Source organism: Streptococcus sp. Marseille-P7375 (assembly GCF_902460365.1).
GTDB lineage: Bacteria > Bacillota > Bacilli > Lactobacillales > Streptococcaceae > Streptococcus > Streptococcus cristatus_I.
In genome coordinates, this window is sequence record NZ_CABPTR010000001.1 from 960,481 (window position 1) to 980,461 (window position 19,981).

General features: G+C 41.6%; 14 protein-coding genes. 6 read left to right on the forward strand and 8 right to left on the reverse strand.

Translation table 11 applies throughout. From position 1 onward, the window contains the following. Positions 1 to 139 precede the first annotated feature (139 nt). Both FZ954_RS04980 and FZ954_RS04985 read right to left on the reverse strand, forming a co-directional pair. Positions 140 to 886 (reverse strand): DeoR/GlpR family DNA-binding transcription regulator, encoded by a 747-nt coding sequence (locus tag FZ954_RS04980; RefSeq protein WP_148877555.1) that lies wholly within the window; start codon positions 884 to 886, stop codon positions 140 to 142. 286 nt (positions 887 to 1,172) lie between these two features. Beyond that, positions 1,173 to 2,747: a DEAD/DEAH box helicase gene (locus FZ954_RS04985; RefSeq protein ID WP_148877557.1), complete on the reverse strand. Its 1,575-nt coding sequence runs from the start codon at positions 2,745 to 2,747 to the stop codon at positions 1,173 to 1,175. A 356-nt stretch (positions 2,748 to 3,103) separates the two neighbouring features. Between FZ954_RS04985 and FZ954_RS05000 the strand changes: the two genes are divergently transcribed. Further along, on the forward strand, positions 3,104 to 3,484 hold the full coding sequence (locus FZ954_RS05000; protein ID WP_148877562.1) for a hypothetical protein: 381 nt from the start codon (positions 3,104 to 3,106) through the stop codon (positions 3,482 to 3,484). A gap of 268 nt (positions 3,485 to 3,752) precedes the next feature. Here FZ954_RS05000 and pyk read toward each other — a convergent pair whose 3' ends face one another. From pyk to ftsW, 6 genes are all read right to left on the reverse strand, one after another. Further along, positions 3,753 to 5,258 carry a pyruvate kinase gene (gene pyk, locus FZ954_RS05005; protein WP_148877564.1) on the reverse strand — a complete coding sequence of 502 codons (1,506 nt, stop codon included), beginning with the start codon at positions 5,256 to 5,258 and terminating at the stop codon, positions 3,753 to 3,755. Between the two features lie 65 nt (positions 5,259 to 5,323). Further along, entirely contained in the window at positions 5,324 to 6,331 is a 1,008-nt protein-coding gene (pfkA, locus tag FZ954_RS05010) for a 6-phosphofructokinase (protein ID WP_148877566.1), read from the reverse strand. Positions 6,332 to 6,415: 84 nt separating this feature from the next. Next, complete coding sequence (locus FZ954_RS05015) at positions 6,416 to 9,526, reverse strand: DNA polymerase III subunit alpha (RefSeq protein WP_148877568.1); 3,111 nt, start codon at positions 9,524 to 9,526, stop codon at positions 6,416 to 6,418. A 323-nt stretch (positions 9,527 to 9,849) separates the two neighbouring features. After that, positions 9,850 to 10,854 carry a catabolite control protein A gene (ccpA, locus tag FZ954_RS05020; protein ID WP_005590686.1) on the reverse strand — a complete coding sequence of 335 codons (1,005 nt, stop codon included), beginning with the start codon at positions 10,852 to 10,854 and terminating at the stop codon, positions 9,850 to 9,852. Positions 10,855 to 11,084: 230 nt separating this feature from the next. Continuing rightward, positions 11,085 to 13,931 carry a phosphoenolpyruvate carboxylase gene (gene ppc, locus FZ954_RS05025; protein WP_148877571.1) on the reverse strand — a complete coding sequence of 949 codons (2,847 nt, stop codon included), beginning with the start codon at positions 13,929 to 13,931 and terminating at the stop codon, positions 11,085 to 11,087. A gap of 47 nt (positions 13,932 to 13,978) precedes the next feature. After that, on the reverse strand, positions 13,979 to 15,193 hold the full coding sequence (ftsW, locus tag FZ954_RS05030) for a cell division peptidoglycan polymerase FtsW (RefSeq protein ID WP_045499297.1): 1,215 nt from the start codon (positions 15,191 to 15,193) through the stop codon (positions 13,979 to 13,981). 228 nt (positions 15,194 to 15,421) lie between these two features. On the opposite strand from ftsW, the gene FZ954_RS05035 reads away from it, so the two are divergent. The 5 genes from FZ954_RS05035 to lysS all read left to right on the forward strand — a co-directional run bounded on the left by FZ954_RS05035 (position 15,422) and on the right by lysS (position 19,976). After that, the gene (locus FZ954_RS05035; protein ID WP_062005752.1) at positions 15,422 to 16,267 is read left to right on the forward strand and encodes a glycoside hydrolase family 25 protein; all 846 of its coding nucleotides are present in this window, start codon (positions 15,422 to 15,424) and stop codon (positions 16,265 to 16,267) included. Between the two features lie 132 nt (positions 16,268 to 16,399). Beyond that, positions 16,400 to 17,242 carry a DUF368 domain-containing protein gene (locus FZ954_RS05040; RefSeq protein WP_148877573.1) on the forward strand — a complete coding sequence of 281 codons (843 nt, stop codon included), beginning with the start codon at positions 16,400 to 16,402 and terminating at the stop codon, positions 17,240 to 17,242. Further along, positions 17,242 to 17,718, forward strand: coding sequence for an aminoacyl-tRNA deacylase (locus FZ954_RS05045; RefSeq protein ID WP_148877576.1), 477 nt, complete (start codon positions 17,242 to 17,244; stop codon positions 17,716 to 17,718). The genes FZ954_RS05040 and FZ954_RS05045 overlap by 1 nt, the downstream gene beginning before the upstream one ends. Positions 17,719 to 17,751: 33 nt before the next feature. Further along, positions 17,752 to 18,393, forward strand: coding sequence for a histidine phosphatase family protein (locus FZ954_RS05050; RefSeq protein ID WP_148877578.1), 642 nt, complete (start codon positions 17,752 to 17,754; stop codon positions 18,391 to 18,393). 92 nt (positions 18,394 to 18,485) lie between these two features. Next, positions 18,486 to 19,976 (forward strand): lysine--tRNA ligase, encoded by a 1,491-nt coding sequence (gene lysS / locus FZ954_RS05055; RefSeq protein ID WP_148877579.1) that lies wholly within the window; start codon positions 18,486 to 18,488, stop codon positions 19,974 to 19,976. Positions 19,977 to 19,981: the final 5 nt, after the last annotated feature.

Consider the following 19,981-nt stretch of genomic DNA (forward strand, 5'->3'; position numbering starts at 1 on the left):
ATATCCTTAGCAAGTCTAAGTTGATATACAAAAACTTTTCCCCCACTATTAAATGCAATTCATTTGAAACAAGAAATAAAAGCTACGAAATTCGCAGCTTTCAGAATCTCAAATTAATATTCATGACAACGCGATCAAATCAGAGAATCTTGGTGTAAGAACTATATTTTGCTCTCACTTTCGGAGAGATATGGTCATCCGTTACAATCGCATCAATATTGTCCAAACGGTAAAAACTATAGAAAGAATAGCTATCAAATTTGCTATTATCTGCAACAATGTATTTTTCAATTGCATTGTTGAGAATAATGGCATTCCCATTCCCCTCTTCTTCATTGGCAGTCGTCACATTGTGGCCGTCAATTCCGTTCACTCCAATAAAGGCCTTTGATACCTTGATTTCTCGTAAAAGTTTATTGGCAAACTGCCCCACAAAAGTCTGGGTCTTGACCCGATAGCGTCCTCCAATCAAAATCAAATCAAAATTAGGATAATCCTTCAACTTTTCGAAAATAGGGAGAGAATTGGTTACAATACTAATATTTTTCCCATCTAAATAATCGCCTATAAAATCCGTTGTAGTACCTGATCCGATAAAAACTGTGTCTCCTTCAGCAATCAAATCAGCACATTTCTTAGCGATCAGCTTCTTTTCTTCGATATTTAACATCGTTTTTTCAGAATGCGAAGCTTCATTCAAGCTATCTTTCACCTTTTTATGAGCTCCACCATGCACCCGAATCAAAAGTCCTTGCTTCTCAAGATCAATCAAATCTCGCCGAATGGTCATATCTGTTACATTCAGCAATTCCTTCAGGTTCTTTACAGACACAACTCCCGTCTGGTCCAGCTCTTGTAAGATCACTTTATGACGACTTTCCTTCATGTACAATCCTCCTTGTTGTTGATGTCTAGAGACGTCTCATCAAAGTTTCCCCTTTGATTCTTAGGTTCCTTGGACACCTCAAATCACTTTAATGTCCATGCACCATTGCTTATATCATTATACTACAATTTTTTCATATAAACAAAAAAATGTATACTTTTTTTCAAAAAAATAGATTATTGTTTGTTTATGCGTTTTCATTGTGCTGTTTTCAAACAAATCTTGAAAGATATTCAAATTATTTTCAATAGAAAAATCCGATGTCAGCTGACATCGGATTTTTTGTTTATTTATCGCCTTTATTACGGATAACAAAGCCGGTTTTCTTTTCGCTGGAAGTGCGTTGTGGGCGTTTATTTCCTCTGCTTTCGAAGTCGCGACTGTTCTTGTTTGACTTGCGTTTAAAGTCACGGCGGCCACCCTCTCGATCTTCACGTCCGCCACGGCGATCACGGCCTTGGTCGCCTCGACGACCGTTTCCACGACCACTCTTACCTTTTCCACCAAAACCGCCACCAGATGCTTTAAATGGCAATGGTTTTTCACGGGCGATTTCTACTTCAGGAAGGGTATCTGGATCCTGTACCGTCAAGCTGAGGATATACATGGCCAGCTCTTCTGGGCTAAATTCTGCTGCCAGCTTGCGGGCATCCTTGCTGAATTTCTCAAAGTTAGAACGGATGCTTTCGTCAGCAAAATCGCGTTCAATCTTCTTAAGGGCAACTCTTTTCTTAGCTTGGAAAGCTTCTTCCGCAGTCGCTGGCTTAAGGCCTTTCATACGCTTCTTGGTCAGATTTTCGATAATCTGCAGATAGCCCATTTCATTTGGCGCAACAAAAGTGATAGACTGACCTGACTTACCAGCACGACCAGTCCGACCAATCCGGTGAACATAGCTTTCTGGATCCTGCGGAATGTCGTAGTTGTAGACATGGGTCACACCAGAAATGTCCAATCCACGCGCAGCCACATCTGTCGCCACTAAAACATCCAAATTGCCGTTTTTAAAGTCACGCAGAACGCGAAGGCGCTTGCCTTGATCCAAATCACCATGGATACCCTCTGCTCGGAAACCACGGATTTTCAGACCGCGAGTCAGCTCATCCACCCGGCGCTTGGTCCGACCAAAGACGATTGACAGCTCAGGCTGCTCCACGTCCATCAGGCGAGTCATGGTATCAAATTTTTCATTTTCTTTGACACGGATATAATACTGGTCTACCAGCTCCGTTGTCAATTCCTTGGCAGCAATCTTGACATGCTCAGGCTCCTTCATGAACTTGACACCAATACGCTTGATAGCATCAGGCATGGTCGCTGAAAAGAGCAATGTCTGACGTTCTTCTGGCACACGGGAAATGATAGACTCAATGTCTTCCAAAAAGCCCATGTTAAGCATTTCATCCGCTTCGTCCAAGATCAAAGTTTCAATTTGATTCAGCTTAAGCGCCTTGCGTTTGATCAAATCCAAGAGACGGCCAGGTGTTCCTACGACAATATGAGCACCTGATTTGAGGGCCTTGATTTGCTTTTCGATGCTGGAACCACCGTAGACAGAGCGTACCTTGACACCCTTGCTGCGGCCAAAACGGAAAAGCTCTTCCTGACTCTGCACAGCCAATTCACGGGTTGGAGCGATAACCAAAGCCTGCACAGTAGGATTATCTGTATCAATTTTCTCCAGAGCTGGGAAGCCAAAGGCTGCTGTCTTTCCTGTCCCAGTCTGGGCCTGACCAATGACATCCTTACCTGCCATAGCAAGCGGAATGGTCTGCTCTTGAATAGGGCTTGCTTCTACAAAACCAGCTTTTTCAATCTCTGCTAGCAATTCAGCAGATAAATGTAATTCATTAAATTTCAATGTTCTTCTTCTTTCTAAAGGCGGTGCGAAGCCACCTTATAAGGCTTTTGATACTCAACTATCGAAACATACCAAGCACTTGTCGCTTGCTAAATCTTGATTTTCTGAGAGTATTCGCTCTTCTCTTCGTAAATATGGTCTCTCAAGTCCAGGCACTAAAAAAGCGCCGACTCGGTCGCTAGTTCCCACTGAATAGAAAAACTGTATTTCTGCAACTAATCTAGTATACCACAAAAGTACCTAAAAAGATAGAACTTGGCTGTAAAATATTTTATTATAGATTCCTTTGTAAAAAATGAAAACTTGAAAATCATTTTCAAAAACATTATAATCTACAAAGAAGAAAGGAGACAAGTATGAATAAATTTTTACGAGTGACTTTCATTTTACTGATCTTAGCTATGCTGGGCGCGGCTATAATCCAGATTTTCCAGCCCCAACTCTTGGGAAATGAGTCCATCTACGGCCTAGCTCCCTACTGGCAGCGGGAAATAGGTTTCTGGAATCTGGCTATTCTGCCTTTAGTCATTGCCGCCAACATAAAGTATGATTGGTTCTATCTGCGTATGACCTTGCTAGCACTGATTCTGGGTGGACTGGGCTTTGGTACCAACCATCTGCTAGGCCATCTGGAAAAAGCAAATCAAGCAAACCTACTGGGCTGGATTGAAAATTATCTGCTCGTCTGCTGCTGGATAATCGGTTGGGGATTAGAATCTAGAAAAGAGAAAAAGTGATATAGAGAGTATCCATTATTAACCAATAATATAACGATAATCCATAATTATCATAGTTACACTATTGTTTTTTATTCCTTATAAATTGTGGTCAATTGAAGAAAATATAAAATCTGGAGAAGATTATAAGGTTCTTCTCCTTTTTGATATGCAAAATGTTAATATTCTTATTTTGAAGTTTTCACAATTACGAAATCAATTAAAAATTCTAGAACAAAAAATAAACCGATAGAATGGATCTATCGGTTTTTGAATACTATGAAATAAATTAACGTACTGTACGGATACGCATTGTGTTTGTACGAACAGCTTCGCCAAGTGGTACACCTGCAACGATAACAATATCGTCACCAGACTCAACAAGACCTGCTTCAACTGCTTTACGTTCAGCGATTTCGAACATATCATCAGTTGATGAAGGTGCTTCTGTCAACATTGGGATAACACCCCAGTTCAACATCAAGCCACGTTCTGTCAATTCGTCAAATGTCAATGCCAAGATATCAGCATTTGGACGGTATTTAGAGATCAAACGAGCAGTGTGACCAGTCTTAGTCAAAGTAACAACCAATTTGATATTCATTGAGTTAGTAGCATCTTTAACAGCTGAAGCCATAACTTCTGTCTTAGAGTTACGTTCGAAAGTATCTGAGTTCAAACGTCCGTATTCGTTAAGAAGAGTTTGAGCGTTTTTGTCAATTGTAGCCATTGTAGTTACTGACTCAAGTGGGTATTTACCATTTGCAGACTCACCTGAAAGCATTGTAGCGTCAGTTCCGTCGATAACAGCGTTAAATACGTCTGATACTTCTGAACGAGTCGCACGTGGTTTTTCAGTCATTGTTTCAAGCATGTTTGTTGCTGTAATAACAACTTTACCAGCTGCATTAACTTTAGTAATGATCATTTTTTGGTAAACTGGAACCATTTCGAATGGTACTTCGATACCCATGTCACCACGAGCGATCATGATACCGTCAGCAGCTTCGATGATTTCATCCAAGTTGTCAATACCTTGTTGGTTTTCGATTTTAGCGAACAATTGAACATGTCCGTTACCAGTTTCTTCACAGATTGCACGAACTTCGTTGACGTCTTTTGCAGTACGTACGAACGAAATCGCAATGAAGTTGATACCTTGTTCCAAACCAAAGCGGATATCGTCGTTATCGCGCTCAGCAAGAGCTGGGAAAGGAATTTTAGTGTTAGGGATGTTTACACCTTTTTGTTTAGCGATAACACCGTCATTTTCAACTTCAACTACAAATTCACGGCTTGCATCGTCTTTTTCTACAACGCGAAGACCAAGTTTACCATCGTCAACCAATACTTGGCGACCTACTTCAACATCATCGTAGATATCAAGTCCACCAGCAACGTTCAAAGCAATCACATCGCGAGTTGATTTGATTCCTTGTTTAGTTGCAACACGGATTTTTTCACCAGTTTTGTATGAGTACTCTTTTGCTTCGCCTTCGAACAATTCTGTACGGATTTCTGGACCTTTAGTGTCAAGAAGGAAACCAACTTTTTTACCAGCGATTTCTTCCGCACGTTTAACAGTTGCCATACGCTCACCTTGTTCTTGGTGGTCACCGTGTGAGAAGTTGAAACGGAAAGTGTTTGCTCCTGCTTCAATCAATTTAGCAATGTTTTTAGCTGAAGCTTCAACGTCCAGTTTTTCACCCCAGTATCCATCTTCACCGAATTTTTTACCACCACGGATTTCAACCGCAGGACCCAAAGTTGCAACGATTTTTACACGTTTGTTCATGATTTTTGTGACTCCTTTATATAATTCGACCTTTATGGTCATGTTACCAAATTAATGAAAGTTGATTAGGACAAGCTCTTGTTCAAGCTAGCGAGTTCAAGATCAGCTTTGTGTGGGTTGTTCACCACAATCTTGCCATCTTCAGTCAAGCTAAACAAAGCTCCTTCTTCTGCTGTACCAAGAATTGGATTTTCAACCATTTTTTCGTTACGGATACCAACAGCGACACCGCCGATTCCTTGTTTAAGGAGTTTAACAGCGTGTGCACCCATTCGTGATGCCAATACACGGTCACGCGCAGTTGGAGAACCACCACGTTGGATATGTCCAAGCTCAGTTACACGAAGGTCACTAGTGTCTCCAGCTTCCTTGAGTTTCTTACCAAATTCATCGGCAGACATAACTCCCTCAGCCAAAACGATGATGTTGTGTTTTTTACCGCATTCATAACCAGCTTTGATACTAGCTACGATATCTTCCATCTTGAAGCCTTCTTCAGGAATGATGATTTCGTCAGCACCTGTTGCAATACCTGCCCAAAGAGCGATATCACCAGCGTTACGTCCCATTACTTCAACAACGAAAGTACGACGGTGACTTGATGATGTATCACGAATCTTATCAATCGCATCCATTGCAGTAGTTACTGCAGTGTCAAATCCAATCGTGAAATCAGTACCAACGATATCGTTATCGATAGTTCCTGGAAGTCCGATAGCTGGGAAACCATGCTCTGTCAAGCGCATAGCTCCGTGGTAAGAACCGTCTCCACCGATAACAACGACACCTTCGATACCGTGTTTTTTCAACTGCTCAATCCCTTTAAGTTGGCCTTCAAGTTGTGCAAACTCAGGGTAACGAGCAGAGTGAAGGAAAGTACCACCACGTGAAATGATGTCTCCTACTGAAGCAGCATCAAGTGGATAAATTTCACCGGCAACCATACCTGCGTACCCATCATAGATACCAAAAACTTCCATTCCTTCTGAGATTGCTTGGCGAACTACTGCACGGATGGCAGCATTCATACCAGGGGCGTCTCCACCACTGGTCAAAACAGCAATACGTTTCATTTCGTAATATGCTCCTTTATCTTTTTAACATTCTTATAGATTATACCACAATAAGAATAAAAATTCTCTTATTTTCCTGATTTTTTACCGAAAAACCGTTTTCATGCTGTAATTTTCTAGTTCAGCTTGAAGTTGGTCTGATTTTTGAACTTGAAAGCCTGATGCAGGAACCGTTTTCTTGTCATTCTCATAGCGTAGCACCACGGGAATATCCCCTGGGTATCGCTGCAGGATCTCCGCAATCTGCCTGTCGTGACTAGTATCAGCTAATTGGATCCAAAAGCGTTCTGAGCTTGCTTTTTCCACCCCTGCTAGAACCATCTGTAGTCGGCCATCTCTCTCCTGAATTTTTCCAGTCAGATAGTAATAGCCTTTTTCTTGGATTAGTTGAGCAAAGCGGCGATAAACTTCAGGGAATAAAGTAACATCTAACTTTTTCTTGGTATCCGTCACTTGCATAAAGGCCATGTTTTCACCATTTTTTGTGCGAATAACCTTGATAGACTGGACTTCTACTAGAATGGTCGCCTTACTATTATCTGCCAACTCTTCAATCCAGACAAAAGAACGATTGGCTTTCTTGGCTAGGCTAATGAGCGGGTGAGCACTAAGTCCAATCCCAATCAGGGCTTGCTCCTGCTCAAACTTTTCTGCAGCAGTAAAATCCTCAGCATCCGTCCATGAATAGCTAGTATCAGCAAATAAACTCCCCAACTCATCTGCAAAGACAAAAAGATTCGGTAGATTGTGCAAAATCTTCTGGCGATTGGGCTCAAAAACATCAAAGAGCCCCAATTGCACCAAAGGACTTAAAAGTGGCAACTTATGATAACTCTGAGGCAGACGTAAAATGAAATCTTCCACACTGCTGAAGGGATTCTTTTGGCGCTCTTCTATGATCCAGAAAGCAAAATCCCTTGGCAAGCCCTTGATATTTTTCAGGCCAAGATAAATTTTCCGCTCCTGAAACTTATCTTTATAGGGAATGTTGTGGATGGTCAAAGGAGCCAGTTCGAAGCCAAAGCCGAGTGCATCCGTGATATAGTCCGAGCTCGAGTAGTTGAGCATAACATCAAAGAAGATGTCTGGATAATGAGCCTTGAAATAGGCCAACTGAAAAGCTAGGGCTGAGTAAGCATAGGCATGACTGCGGTTGAAGCCATAACCGGCAAATTTCTCCATAACCGCAAAGACTTCCTTGGCTTTAGTCTCTGAGTGCCCCAATTTGACAGCTCCCCTGACAAATTCTTCCTCCATTTTATGCATTTCAGCAGCATTTTTCTTGCCCATCGCCCGTCGTAAAATATCGGCCTTCCCCAGACTAAAACCACCAAAGCGCTGGGCGACCTGCATGACCTGCTCTTGATAAAGCATGATGCCATAAGTTGGAGCCAAGATATCCTCCAAGCTCGGATCAATCATCTCCACGCGCTCGCGACCATGCTTGCGCTTGACAAAGTTATCAATATAATCACTAGCTCCGGGACGATTGAGAGAGGTGGTAGCCACTACTTCTTCAAACTGGACGGGTTGGACTCTTTTCAAAAGACTGATGGCACCCGCTTGTTCAAACTGGAAAATACCCTTGGTATTACCCGCTGCAAAGAGGCGTAGAGTTTCCTCATCTTCCAGGTCAATACCAGCAATATCAATATCAACTCCGTATTTGTCTAGAGTCGCTTCTTTCATCCGCTGGACAAAGGTCAAATTGCGCAGGCCCAGAAAGTCCATCTTAAGCAGTCCATTACTTTCCACACCGTGGGCATCGTACTGGGTGAGATACATATCCTCCCCGTATTTTAAGGGGATTTGATTGGTCAAATCATCGTCACTCATGACGACACCTGCCGCATGGATTGAGGTCTGGCGTGGATTTCCTTCGATTTTTTTGGCAATTTCAAAGGCCTTCTGGTATTCTAGTTTGCTATTGATAATCTGACGAAAGGCTATATTTCGCTCATAAGCAGTGGTTAAGTTGTCTCGAAAGCCGATTTTTTTGGTCATATTGGTCAGCTCGTACTCTGGCAAACCAAAGCGCTTAAAGACATCTCGGATGGCCTGCTTGGCTCCAAAGGTTGAGTAGGTCACAATCTGAGCCGCATGCATGCTACCATAGCGATCTCGGACATAGCGGATAAACTCTGGCCGATACACATCGGGTATATCAATATCAATATCGGGCATGGTATAGCGCTCTAGATTTAGGAAACGTTCAAACAGCAGGTTCTTTTCTACTGGGTCAATGCCTGTAATTTCCAAAGCATAGGCCACCAGACTGCCAACTGCAGAGCCACGTCCCATCCCCATGTAATAACCTTGACTGCGGCCAAAGCGCAGCAAATCCCAGACGATGAGGAAATAATCATCAAAGCCCATCTGATGAATGACATCCAGCTCCTGATCCAGCCTTGCTTGATAGGCTTCACCTGCAAGTCCTCGCTTGGCTAATCCTGCCTCAACTAACTCCCGCAACTCCTCTACAGCAGGACGCTCTGGATTGAAGCGCGGAAGTTTCAACTCAGTATTGATTTCATAGTGAACACCGGCCACCAATCGCTCTAAGTTGGCCAAACTCTCTGGAAAGTTTTCAGCGAAAGCTTCTTCTAAAGAGGCTGGTGCTAATAAAAATTCATGGCTTGACAGATGACCTACCTCTCGCAAGCTGATATTGTCCCGAATCGCCCTCAACATCTGCAAGGTCTCCAAATCTCCCTGCTCAAAGTAACGAACCGTATGTAAGGGCAGGACTGGCCTAGTCAATTCCTGCCTTGGCGTATCTGGAAAGACTCCAACATAAAAGTCCAAGCCAAGATCTAGTTGATCCACGCCCTCAAAGATTGGCACAATCAGAGCCAGCCCTTTAAAAAGATGTTGAAAGTCTTCCCAATTTTGACGATTCATCATTTTCAGAGTCGAAATCTTCATCAAATTGCGATAGCCCTGACTATCCAAGGCCAACAGTCTCAGATTGAGAGGATTTCCATCTTTATAAATTTCTATTTCCAGACCTAGCAAGGGCTGAAGTCCTGCCGCTTTTGCCTCCTCTAGAAAATGATAAGCCCCATAAAGATTGTCCACATCCATCATGCCTAGACTTTTGTAGCCCAAGTCCTTGGCCCCTTGAACATATTTTTTGATAGAGACTAAACTATCCATAAAACTATAAACAGTCTTGGTATCTAGTTGTGTAATCACAAAATTCTCCTTAATACAGCTACGATAAATGATGCCTACTAGTAAAAAGAAGACAGAAAAAATGCGTTTCCACTTCTTTATTTTTTTCGTTTTACTGAAAATCTATCCCAAGCTCTAACTAGCCTATTTCTTCTTAACCTTCGTCAGTCAAATAAGTGGAACAAGAACTAATTTCAGCATTCCTACTTCTATTATACCTAAATTTCTGTAAAGAAGAAACTCAGAGTCTCTTATATTCGGCGACTGTGTTTAACTAAAACAAAAAACGAGACAGAACTAAATTCTTTCAAAATTTAATTCTGTCCCATTCCGTATCAATTTTATTATTTACGAGTCGATTTACGTTCATTGATCGTATGAGCTAAGAGAACTTCGCGCTCTTCCAACTCTTCTTTATGCATAATCTTCGTCAGCATCCGCATACTAATCGCACCGATGTCATACAGAGGTTGTCCGATAGTAGACAGATTAGGGCGAGTAAAGCGAGCAATTTGCGAATCATCGCTAGTAATGATTTCAAAGTCTTCAGGAATACGAACACCTCGATCAGCCAAACCATTAAGCAAACCTGCTGCCAACTCATCTCCGGTCACAAAAGCCGCCGTTGCCTTTGAAGCAATCAGACGTTCAGCTAGATGATAACCGTCATCGTAGCTATATTTAGACTCGAAGACCAAGCCTTCGCTATATGAAATTTTCTTGCCCTTCAGAGCTTCTTTGTAGCCAGACAAGCGGATTTTACCATTGATATCATCTACCAAAGGACCGCTGACAAAAGCAATTTTCTTGTTGCGTTTAGCCAATAGTTCCACAGCATCAACCGTTGCCTGTTTATAATCAATATTGACACTTGGTAACTGATGTTCTACATCCACCGTGCCCGCTAGAACCACTGGTGTCCGTGAACGTGAAAATTCTGAGCGAATTTTCTCTGTCAGATGGTAACCCATAAAAATAATACCATCTACTTGCTTAGAGAAAAGGGTATTAACAACCGAAACTTCCTTGTCATCATCTTCATCGCTGTTTGCCAGGACGATATTGTACTTATACATTTCGGCAATATCATCAATCCCTTTGGCTAAAGTAGAGAAGTAACTATTCGTGATATTAGGAATTACAACACCAACAGTGGTCGTCTTTTTGCTGGCCAAGCCACGGGCAACTGCATTAGGACGATAGTCAAGACGTTCAATTACTTCTAGTACTTTTTTTCGTGTATTTTCTTTTACATTCTTGTTACCATTTACAACTCGGCTGACTGTCGCCATTGAAACTCCCGCTTCACGGGCGACATCATAAATGGTTACTGTGTCGTCTGTGTTCATATAGTTTCCTTTCTTTTGTTGAAAATATCGTTTTCATTTTTCTACACTTATCATTGTATCACTAATTGTAAACACTTTCAAGTATTTTAGCGCACAGATATGAAAACTTTTTCATTTTTTATTTACACGAATCACAGGAAATAAGTTATTGATTCAAAATAGTTTAAACTCAATAAAAAATCGGCTCAAAAGCCGATTTTTTATTGATAGTATTTAAAGCTCCTTGTGCATCAACCAGAATTTCGTAGTCCTGTCGCAATTCCATTGATGGTAATGTGGATCAAACGTTCTTGTTCTGGTGAAAGTTCTCCTCGGCGCTGACGCTTGATCAGCTCAAGCTGAATATAGTTCAAAACATTGAAATAAGGCATCCGATAGTTCAAGCTATCCTTGAGATAGGCATTTTCTGCTAAGAGCTCGTCATGGCCTTCAATCGCCAAGATAACATCCTTGGTCAGCTGCCATTCATCTAGGATTGTATTGAAAATATCGCGTACATTTTGGTCTTCACAAAGTTGCGCATATTCAAAAGCGATATTCATATTGGACTTGGACAGCACCATATCAACATTTGACAAGAGGGACTGGAAGAATGGCCATCTCTGATACATAAATTGAAGGAAGGCCAGATTCTTTTCAGGATCTTCATCGATAAATTCTTTGAAGCTAGAGCCAACGCCATACCAACCAGGGAACATAACCCGACTTTGAGACCATGAGAAGACCCAAGGAATGGCTCTCAAGCCGCCGATTTCAGTTATCGTTTTACGGGCCGCTGGACGAGAACCGATATTAAAGCTAGAAATGGCCTTAATAGGACTAGACTCAAAGAAGTAATCGTAGAAACGTTCGTCGCCAAAGACTAGATCGCGATAGATTTGGTAGCTTCGATCGACCACTCGATCCATCACTCTCTCGTATTCATTGCTCGTATTACTATCACTCTTCTTATAGCTTATCATACGGTTAATAGCTGCCGATACGAGCATTTCCAGATTGTAGTAAGCAGCGTCCTTATTACCATATTTATTGCCGATAACCTCACCCTGCTCTGTCAGGCGGATACGATCATTGATACTTCGCAATGGTTGCGAAGTGATTGCCTCATAGGTTGGGCCACCGCCACGACCGACAGTTCCTCCACGACCATGGAAGAAGGTAATCTTGACGCCAAACTTATCACCAATAGCTGTCAGTTGTTGCTGAGCCTTATAAAGTGTCCAGCACGATGATAAATAGCCACCATCCTTATTACTATCTGAGTAGCCCAGCATGATTTCTTGGTAGTTGTTTTTAGAAGCGATCCATTTTTGAGCAATTGGCAGAGACAGATATTTCTCCATAGTATCGCAGGAGTTATCCAAGTCCTCAATCGTTTCAAACAGAGGAACAATCTGCACACGCGCACCTTCTTCATCGATCAAGCCGACTTCCTTGAGCATAATCGCCAACTCTAGCAGATCTGATACGCTAGTCGAATGGGAAATAATATTTTGCTTGATAACATCTTCGCCAATCGCATCCTTAAGCTGACGAGCCGTCTTGAAAATCTCCAATTCTTTTTGTAGAAGTTCAGATTTAGGTGCATGAGTGGCTGACAGGATCCGTGGATCCTCCAGAAGCTGCTTGAGGAGAACTTGGCATTTTTCTTCCTCTGACAAGCTGCTGTAATCTTTTACGATATTAGCAGAAGCCAAGAGCTCCGCCACACAAGCCTCATGGACACTGGAATCCTGACGCATGTCAATGCTGGCCAAGAAGAAACCAAAAATGTCAACTGCTTGTAGCAATTCAGTAAGTTCTCCGGTCACCAGAGCTTGTCCATTGTGCTCCAGCAAAGAATCACGAATAACTAGAAGATCTTCCTTAAACTCTTGCGCATCTTTGTAAGATGGAAGTTGTTCTTTTCGTAATTCATCTAAACTACCACTAAGTTTAGACTGGATATAATTTGGAATGATTTCTCTACCATTATGGCTGACCGAGGTAGCAGCATTTGCATGCAGGACTGCTTCAGCTTTATCAGCCAAACGATGCCCTTCACCGGAGAAATTACCTTCTTTCAGATAAAGTAAGGTCTGAATCAACTTGGACTGAATGTAATGAAAAGCACGGCGATAAGGCTCATTTTCCCGATAAACAGACTTGTCGCTGGACAAAGCTGCCATCTTGGCTACAGCTTCACTTGTTTTTGAAAGATTAGTAGATAGGGAGAAGTTACGATAGAGCGTATAAACCTTGTCAATGTAGTAATTCAGAATAACTTCGCTCTGTACCGTCGCAGACAATTTCAGAGTTTCAGCGGTTACAAATGGATTTCCATCACGGTCACCACCAATCCACATTCCCATGGTGATTGGTTTAGGATTTTCCAAATGGATTCCTTTTTCTTCTGCTAAGCGTTTATACTCTAGCATCAGGTTCGTGATTGCTTGAAGAAAAGAACTGTTATAGTACTCCATAACGTTAGTGATTTCATTGGTAACCTTAAGTTTCTTTTCCCGAATCATATCGGTCTGCATCATCAGCTCGATATAGCGACGGAGATTGGCTAACCATTTCTTTTCGTTCACCAGACCAGCTTTAACATCACGATGCTGACGCAAAAGTGTATGGATATGATTGGTCAAATCCAACATGGTCTTGCGCTGAACCTGAGTCGGATGAGCAGTCAAAACAGGAACAACATTTAGATTTTCCAGGATTTCCTGCGCATTTTCTCGTGTTGAAACTAAATCAATCGTCGTCGAAAGCTTACCAAGGTAGTCTTGGTCAATATTATTTTGATGATTGATCTCATAAGCCAAGTCAACATCTTCAGAAATATTGATGAGCAGAGGTAAAATAGCAAAATAGCGTGAGATATAGACCATATCATCCGTGGATAATTCTTCTACTACTGCTTTCAGCTCTTGGTATTTAGATTGAACTGCTAGTTCTTCAATCATGGAGATTTTAGCAAAAGTGTCAGGACTGAGAATATCCCGAGTAATATCTACCAACAAGTCCGTTAAAATAGAGACTTCTTCTCGAATCATTTCTTTATTGCTATAATTTTCTAATTTTGTAAATGACATTATTTACACCTTTCTATTGCTGAAGAGCTAACATACAAGAAGATCTTTTAGGATTGACTTACTTCTAGTTCCTGATACATGGCGTTTCGTCGCTCATTAGCATCAATATTTAAAACAAAGGCAATGGCAACTGATAGAACCAATAAACTGTTCCCCCCCTGAGATAAGAATGGGAAGGTTACACCGGTTGAAGGGATCAAGCCCGAGATACCACCAATATTGACAAAGGTTTGCATTAGAATCATACCACCAATTCCCAAAGCCATCATAGAATTAAATGGGTCTTTAGCCCTTGTACCTACGAGAATAATCCGTAAAATCAAGAAAAAGAGCAGGGCTAAAATTAAAGTTGCTCCAAAGAATCCGACTTCCTCAATAACAATCGAGAAAACAAAGTCTGTATGAGCCTCTGGTAGGTAACCTCGTTTTTCGATGGAGTTTCCTAAGCCTAAGCCAAACCAACCACCATTACTCATGGCATAGTAAGAATTGGCCAACTGGTGACCTGAGCCAGACAAATCGTCGAAAGGGTTGAAAAAAGCACTAAAACGCTTTGCAACATATCCAAAAACAGGAACTTGCTCAACACGCTTGACACCTATCAACCAAATACTCGCTAAAACTGCTGCCGACCCTCCTACAACAGCGCCAAGCATGGTCGAGAACCATCTGTAAGCAATTCCGCTGGTAGAAATTACAATCAAAACTGTCAAGAGCAGGATGGTCGCATTTCCCAAATCGGGCATAATAACCACCAGGCCTATCAGGAAAGCAACAATAACCCGCCAGTCAGTAACGGCACGCGGAATCAACTGATTAAAGGTGATTGCTTGATAATCATATACTTCTATTTGCTCTTGTTTCTTAGAAAACTGTAGGGCCAAATACCAGACCAAAATAATCTTCAGGTATTCTGCCGGCTGAGCAGTAACTGGGCCTATTTTGAGCCAACCATGTGCCCCATTGATCGTTCCTGTGATAAAGCGTGAGAGTAAAAGAAGAATAATTTCAGCTATGATAACAAACGTAATCACTCCTGGCCTCTTCAGAAAATCCAGCTTCATTCGGTAAATAATCCCAATCATCACCAAGCTGAAGAGCCAGAAACCTGCTTGAGTGGCGACCATTCGAAAACTATTGAGCCCATTTTGAATGAGGATAGGACTCGTCGTGGAATAAACGACAATCAAGCCAATGCCAGATAACAGCATGTACGGAATCAAAATTGAGTAATTCAATAAATGCTTTTTGTCAATTTTCATATTTCACCATTTAATTTCTAAAAATTCAACCTTCATTATACCACCTTTTGATTCGAAAAAAAAGCATTAGGGTGGTCTCAATAGATATTTACTTATTTATCGCCTCAAATATCCAATTATTTCAAATTGTTTTATCTTCTATTGCAATCAGATTACATTTTCGTATTTCGATGGAAATATAGATAAATACTTTGCTTTTCTATTTATTTTACGTTACAATGAAACAGTATGAGAAAAAGGATTAAACCGCTTGCACTCTTGCTATTCTTTGCTTGCTTTATTCTATATATTGTCATAAGCAAGCACCATCTTGATGTGCAAATTAAACAAGCCCAAACAAAAAAATCTCAAGTCAGTCAGGTGACAACCAAGAAAAAAAAGGAGGAAACTCCTTCAGACGAACCTGAGGAAGAATTGCTTAATAAGCCTATCGTTGACCTTTCCGGTTGGCAATTGCCCAGCGAAATAGACTATGATACCTTATCAACAAATATTTCTGGTGCTATCATTCGCGTGCATAGTGGAGCTCAAGCAAAAAAAGAAAATGTTGCCACTCATTTAAATGGACTTGACAAATCATTTGCTACCCATATCCAAGAGTTTCAAAAACGGGGGATTCCTGTGGCTGTGTATGCTTATATAGCAGCAGGCAATATCAAAGAAATGGAAAAAGAGGCTGAAAGCTTCTACAAGGCATCTTCGAAATATAAACCTACCTTTTACTGGCTTGATGTTGAAGAAAAGACCATGGGCGACATGAACGCAGGAATTGAGGCCTTTCGTGCCAAGCTTGAAAGTCTTGGAGCTCAAAATATTGGTATCTACATTGGGACCTATTTCATGGAAGAGCATAGTATCTCAACTGAGAAATTTACTGCCGTTTGGATTCCAACTTATGGCTATAATGACGGCTACTATAACGCTGCTCCAAATACTGAACAGCCCTATGACCTCCATCAATACACCTCAGAAGGTAAATTGGAAGGTTTCCCACATAACTTAGACCTCAATCAGCTCTCTCCTGTACAGGATAAAAAAGAGACTTATAAGAAATTATTTTCAACACCAAAATAAAAAAGATGCAAGATAACTGTTAGGAAATCTTGTATCTTTTTTCTCTGTACAAGATATTTTTCTTGCTTTTTTCAGAAAAGTGTGTAGCTTTATGGTACAATAGTCTAATGAAAAAACTTGTAGGGAGATATTATGATTTCATGGATTGCTAGAGTTTTAAAAGGAATGATTATCGCGCTTGGCTTCATTCTGCCTGGTGTGTCTGGCGGTGTATTAGCTGCTATTTTGGGGATTTATGAGCGAATGATTCGCTTTTTAGCCCATATCAAAGAAAATTTTATCGAGAATGTTCTCTACTTCACTCCTGTAGCTATTGGGATGGTTTTAGGGATCGCAGCCTTCTCCTATCCAGTCAATCTCTTGCTGGATAATTACAAGGTTATCGTTCTCTGGGGCTTTGCTGGAGCCATCATCGGCACCATTCCCAGCCTAATCAAAGAATCCGTCAAGGAATCCGACAGAGATCGAGCCGACACTGTTACCTTCTGGCTTAGTTTCATCTTGTCAGGGATCTTTCTTTACTCGCTGAATGGAATGGTGGGAACACTGCCAGCTAATTTCCTGTCCTTTGTTTTAGCGGGTGCTCTTATCGCTTTAGGAATCTTGATTCCGGGACTCAGCCCTTCAAATCTGCTATTGATTTTAGGGCTCTATACTCCCATGCTGACAGGATTTAAACGCCTGGATTTATTTGGCACCTTCCTGCCAATCGGTATCGGTGGCGCTCTGGCTCTGATTCTCTTTTCAAAAGCCATGGATTACATTTTGAAGCATTATCATTCCCGCGTTTACCATTTTATCATTGGCATTGTATTGTCCAGCACCTTGCTCATTGTTCTCCCTCAAAGTGGCAACAGTGAGAGCATTAGTTATGCAGGCGTATCCATTTTCACACTCGTTCTTGCTGCCTTTTTCTTTGGACTAGGTATCTGGCTAGGAATTTGGATGTCCCAATTAGAAGAGAAATATAAATAATGGCTAAAAAGACAAAACTCAAAAAAACACTGGTTGAGCAAATTTTAAACAAGGCAAAAATCGAGCACCAAGGCTTGCAGATTAATGCTTTGGATGATAGCCTGACAGAGGAATTTGACCGCTCACTCATTTATAAAACACTGGCTTTAAACGGGGATAAAACAGGAACAGTCATTGGCATTCTCCCCATCACCGAACATCTGTCGGAAAAGAAATTAGCAAAAATTTCAGGCAATAAAAAAGTCAGCATGATTCCGCAGAAAGATTTAGAAAAAACGACTGGTTACATCCATGGCGCCAATAATCCTATAGGCATTCGCCAAAAACACTCCTTCCCCATTTTCATTGACCAAACGGCTCTGAGTCGCGAAAGCATCATTGTTTCTGCTGGCGAGATCGGCCGTAGCATCCAGATCAAGGCTCAGGACTTGGCTGATTTTGTTCAAGCGCAGTTCGCAGACTTGAAAGAGGACTAAGTTTTTAGCTTCAAAAAGAAAAAGGATCTTGATATGAAATTGTATTTTATCCGACATGGAAAAACCGAATGGAATCTAGAAATGCGTTTCCAAGGGGCAAGCGGAGATTCTCCACTACTGGCGACATCCATTGATGAGCTCAAGCGTTTGGGCAAGCATTTATCAAACGTTCAATTCGATAAAATCTACTCTAGCGATTTGCCGCGTGCTTACCGTTCTGCAGAAATTATCCAAAGTGAAAACCAGTATCAAACCGACATTGTTTCGACTCCTGAACTAAGAGAGTGGGCTCTTGGAAAACTAGAAGGAGCCAAAATTACTACTGTAGAAAACACTTATCCTCAGCAGATGTGGGCTTTTCGCCACGATCTATCCCAGTTTGATCACCAACTATTTGATGCAGAATCCGTCGCTCAAACCACCAATCGGACAATTGCCTTCGTGAAGTCTCTCAAAGGGAAAGGTTATCAAAATGTCTTGATTATCGGACATGGAGCCAACCTAACTGCCAGCATTCGTCGCCTGCTCGGTTACGAAACATCTTTGCTCCGTAAGGACGGAGGCTTGGCCAACGCTAGTGTCACCATTTTGGAAACAGACGATTTTGACTCTTTCAAGTTACTTACTTGGAACAACTTAGATTACATGCTAACTGATGAAACTGCGAATCTTTAAACATCGCAGTTTTTCTATTTTTATCGATAATTATTGCTGAATTTCATTTTATTTTGTGATAGAATAGAAGGGAAAGCCTTAGGAGGAAGAAAATGACTACTGAACATATTGAAGAATTAAATGACCAGCAGATTATTCGCCGTGAAAAAATGGCCGCGCTGGCTGAGCAAGGAATTGATCCTTTCGGAAAACGTTTTGAACGCACTGCAAATTCTGCTCAACTTAAAGAAAAATATAGCGACAAATCCAAAGAAGAATTACATGAATTGAACGAAAAAGCAACTATTGCTGGTCGTTTGATGACTAAACGTGGAAAAGGGAAAGTCGGCTTTGCCCACATCCAAGACTGTGAAGGCCAAATCCAGATTTACGTTCGTAAGGACGAGGTTGGTGAAGAAAACTATGAGATTTTCAAAAAAGCTGACTTGGGTGACTTCTTGGGAATTGAAGGCGATGTGATGCGCACAGATATGGGAGAACTCTCTATCAAAGCAACACATATTACTCACCTTTCAAAAGCTCTGCGTCCCCTTCCAGAGAAATTCCACGGTTTGACTGACGTTGAAACTATCTACCGCAAACGTTATTTGGACTTGATTTCTAACCGTGAAAGCTTTGAGCGCTTTGTCACTCGTTCAAAAATTATCTCAGAAATCCGTCGTTACTTGGATGGTCAAGGCTTTCTTGAAGTTGAAACACCTGTTCTCCACAACGAAGCAGGCGGTGCTGCTGCTCGTCCATTCATTACCCACCACAATGCTCAAAACATTGACATGGTGCTACGGATTGCAACTGAGCTTCACTTGAAACGCCTTATCGTCGGTGGTATGGAACGCGTCTATGAAATTGGCCGTATCTTCCGTAACGAAGGGATGGATGCCACTCATAACCCTGAGTTCACTTCTATCGAAGTTTACCAAGCCTATGCTGATTTCCAAGACATCATGGACTTGACAGAAGGCATTATCCAACATGCTGCTAAAGCAGTTAAAGGTGATGGTCCAGTCAACTACCAAGGCACTGAGATCAAGATCAACGAGCCATTCAAACGTGTTCATATGGTGGATGCTATTAAAGAGATCACTGGCGTAGACTTCTGGCAAGATATGACCTTCGAAGAGGCTGCTGCCTTGGCTAAGGAAAAGAAAGTACCAGTTGAAAAACATTATACTGAAGTTGGACACATCATCAATGCTTTCTTTGAAGAATTTGTTGAAGAAACCTTGATTCAGCCAACCTTTGTCTACGGTCACCCCGTTGCTGTGTCACCTCTGGCTAAGAAAAACCCAGAAGACCCACGCTTCACGGACCGCTTTGAGCTCTTCATCATGACCAAAGAATATGCCAACGCCTTCACTGAGTTGAACGATCCAATCGATCAATTATCACGTTTTGAAGCACAGGCAAAAGCTAAAGAACTGGGCGATGACGAAGCAACTGGTATCGACTATGATTACGTTGAAGCTTTGGAATACGGTATGCCACCAACTGGAGGCCTCGGAATCGGTATCGACCGTCTTGTAATGTTGCTCACAGATGTGACTACCATTCGCGATGTATTGCTCTTCCCAACAATGAAGTAATCTCA